This window comes from Allobosea sp. CER48 (assembly GCF_044752385.1).
Lineage (GTDB): Bacteria > Pseudomonadota > Alphaproteobacteria > Rhizobiales > Beijerinckiaceae > Allobosea.
The window spans coordinates 1-3,046 of record NZ_JBIWYK010000387.1 but is presented as its reverse complement, the minus strand read 5'-3'; the positions used below and the strand labels follow the sequence as shown (position 1 = coordinate 3,046).

At 67.4% G+C, this 3,046-nt stretch carries 4 protein-coding genes; 2 read left to right on the top strand and 2 right to left on the bottom strand.

Translation table 11 applies throughout. The features are described 5' to 3' along the window. Nucleotides 1-478: winged helix-turn-helix transcriptional regulator (locus ACIPIA_RS13295; protein WP_400510233.1), on the bottom strand; the 478-nt coding region annotated here is incomplete at its 3' end. 100 nt (nucleotides 479-578) lie between these two features. Between ACIPIA_RS13295 and ACIPIA_RS13290 the strand changes: the two genes are divergently transcribed. Then, entirely contained in the window at nucleotides 579-1,136 is a 558-nt protein-coding gene (locus ACIPIA_RS13290; RefSeq protein ID WP_400510231.1) for a dihydrofolate reductase family protein, read from the top strand. Nucleotides 1,137-1,145: 9 nt separating this feature from the next. Here ACIPIA_RS13290 and ACIPIA_RS13285 read toward each other — a convergent pair whose 3' ends face one another. After that, a complete protein-coding gene (locus ACIPIA_RS13285; protein WP_400510230.1) occupies nucleotides 1,146-2,048 on the bottom strand; it encodes a DMT family transporter in 903 nt (300 codons plus the stop codon). 166 nt (nucleotides 2,049-2,214) lie between these two features. Here ACIPIA_RS13285 and ACIPIA_RS13280 point away from each other — a divergent pair. After that, on the top strand, nucleotides 2,215-3,046 hold an 832-nt coding region (locus ACIPIA_RS13280), incomplete at its 3' end, for a LysR family transcriptional regulator (RefSeq protein WP_400510229.1).

Here is a 3,046-nt window from a genome sequence, read left to right as displayed (position 1 = left end):
CCAGCGCGTCGCGATAGGCCTTGGTCAATTCGTCGAGCACCGAATGCACCGGCGGGGGTGTATCGAGATGGAGATGCCTGAGCTCCTGCATGAAGCGCTCCCACAATGCCGGGCCGCCTTCGGCCAGGATCTCGGCGCGGATGGACAACGCCTCCGTCACCGGCAGGAAGCGGCGGCCCCAGTCGCCCATCGCGGCGAAGACAGGGACGAGCGCGATGCCCATCTCGGTGAGGCTGTAGATCGCCTTCTGCTTGTGGCTGGCGTCGTCGCGCCGCGATAGCAGTCCACGCTCGACCAGCCGCTTCAGCCGGTCGGCCAGGATGTTGGAGGCGATGCCCTCATCCGATTTCGCCATCAGCTCGCGAAAATGCCGGCGGTTGCCGAACATGATGTCGCGCAGGACGATCAGGCTCCAGCGATCGCCCAGGATCTCCAGCGTCAGATTGATCGGACAGCCCGAACGGCCGGTTTCACGCATGCTCGTCTCCGAAACTGCTTGCGATATAAAATCGGTTCCGCTATCCATCAACCAGTTGCAAATCGCAATCGGTCTATGGATCGTGCGACAGGAGAATGCGATGGCCAAGCTGATCATCTGGAATCTGATGACGCTGGACGGGCTCTTCGAAGGCAAGGAGAAGTGGGATCTCAGCTTTCACAGCGATGCGTGGGGTGACGAGCTGAGCGAACTCAGCAGCGATTTCGGGCGCAAGGCCGGGCTGCTGGTCTTCGGCCGCGTCACCTACGAGGGGATGAAGGCCTACTGGACGTCCGCCGAGGAGGAGGGCGAGACCAAGGTCTTCATGAACGCCTTGCCGAAACTCGTGGCGTCACGAAGCCTGACCAGATCGGACTGGAACAACACCACGGTGACGGCTGACATCGTCGGCGAACTCACGCGCCGCAAGGCGGAGCCGGGCAAGGACATCTATGTCTTCGGCAGCGCGGAGCTGACCGAGGCTCTGCTGGCAGCCGGGCTGGTCGACGAGCTCATGCTTGCCGTCGCTCCGGTCACGATCGGGCAGGGGACGCCCTTCTTCAAGGCCGGGCCTGAGAAGCGCAGTTTCGCCCTCCTTTCGGCGCGGCCGCTGACGAACGGCACCGTGATCCTGCATTACGGTGTGAAGCGAGCCTGAGCGCAGGGCTCAGCCCCGCCGGACCATCAGCACGGCGGCCAGGATGGCGACGCCGCCGAAGGCCTGCACCGGTGTCGGCTGCTCGCCGAACAGTGCCCAGGCGGCGAGCACGCTGACCAGCGCCGGCCATACCATCACGAGCGAGGCGGCGCTTGCGCCGTAGCTGCCGAGCGAGAGTGTGATCAGCCCCTGGCCGAGCGCGTGAGAGACAAGGCCGAGGCCGATGACCGCGAGCCAGCCCTGCAGGCTCCCCGGGATGACACTCTCGCCGAGGGCCAGCGCTGCCGCCAGACAGAACACCGCGCAGACCACGCTGGAGACGAGGCTGACATAGCCGGCGCCGGCCCGGTCGCGGGCTCGACGCACCGCGAGGATATAGGCCGCGTACGACATCGCGGCGCCGACGGCGAGGCTGTCTCCGAGCAGGTTGCCCGAGACCCGGGCCTCACCGGTGAACTTCGGCAAGACGAGCAGCAACGCGCCTGCGATCGCCAGCATCAGCGCGCCCAGGATGCGCCGCGAGGGCCTGTCGCCCAGCAGTAGCCAGCCGCCGAGCACGACGCCGACCGGCGCGAGATTGCCGAGCAGCGAGGCATTGGCGATCGTCGTATGGCCGAGAGCCGCGTTGTAGAGCGTAACGTCGATGCCGAAGGTCAGCCCGGCCAGTGCGACCGCGCCGAAAGCGCCGCCGCGGGCCTTGTCGCCCGCGGGCTTGCGCTGCTCCAGCGCCGTCCATGCGACGAGGACCGGCAGCGCGAACACCATGCGCCAGAAGCCGGCCGCGGCGGGGCCGACATCGGCGAGGCGCACGAAGATGCCGGAAAAGCCGATGAAGGTCGCACCTGCGAGCAGGGTGATGAACATCGCAAGCGCAGGCGATGCGGGCCGGACGGGAATCGCGGGAGCGGACATGATGTTTTCTGACGGTTCCTGAGGTCCGCTTCGGCCGCAACGATGCGGCCGGCCCGGCCTCGTTCAGGCGCCGATATAGGGCGCTTCCTTGCATCGGAAAAACGGATTATTCTGATTTAACCATTCTTAAAATCGATCGAAGCCGCACACGGCACGGAGGCTCGCCATGACCGTTCATTTCGACCTTGCGGCGCTCGGCATGCTCGTGGCCGTGGCGGAGACCGGAGGCTTCACCGCGGCCAGCGCGCGGCTCGGCCGGACGCAGTCGGCGATCTCGGTGCGCATCCAGGATCTGGAGAGCCAACTCGGCCACAAGTTGCTCGAGCGCTCGCGCCGCGGCGTGACGCCGACCGATGCCGGCGAGCGGCTGATCGCGCACGCGCGGCGCCTGCTCGCGGTCGAGCGCGAGGCGCTCGCCGATCTCGCGGGCGACACGCCATCGGGGCGGCTGCGCATCGGCATCCCCGACGACTACATGGACGCCTATCTGCGGCCGCTGATCGCGCGCTTCGCTGCCGAGCATCCGAAGGTGGAGCTGGAAGTGCGCTGCGACCTGTCGAAGCGCATCGAGCCGGCGCTGCTGGCCGGCGAGTATGATCTCGCCGTCGTCACGCAGGATCCCAACAAGCCGATGGGAGAGGTGCTGCGGCGCGAGCCGCTTGTCTGGGTGGCGGCGCGCGGTCATCGGCCCGAGCTGCAGGAGACGCTGCCGATCGCCCTGTTCTCGGAGGGATGCCGCGCCCGGCCGCGCATCCTGGCCGCGCTCAGCACGGCCGGAAAGGCGCATCGGCTGGTGTTCTCCTGCTCGCATACTTCGGGCGTACTGTCCGCCGTCGAGGCGGGCTTCTGCGTGGCGGCGATTACAGAGAGCGCGACACCGCCATCGCTGCGCCGTCTCGGCCCGGCGGAGGGGTTGCCGCCGCTGTTCGAGCTCGCCGTCGGGCTGATCATGGCACCGCATCCCGACCTGGCGGCACGGCGCTTTGCCGATGCGTTGC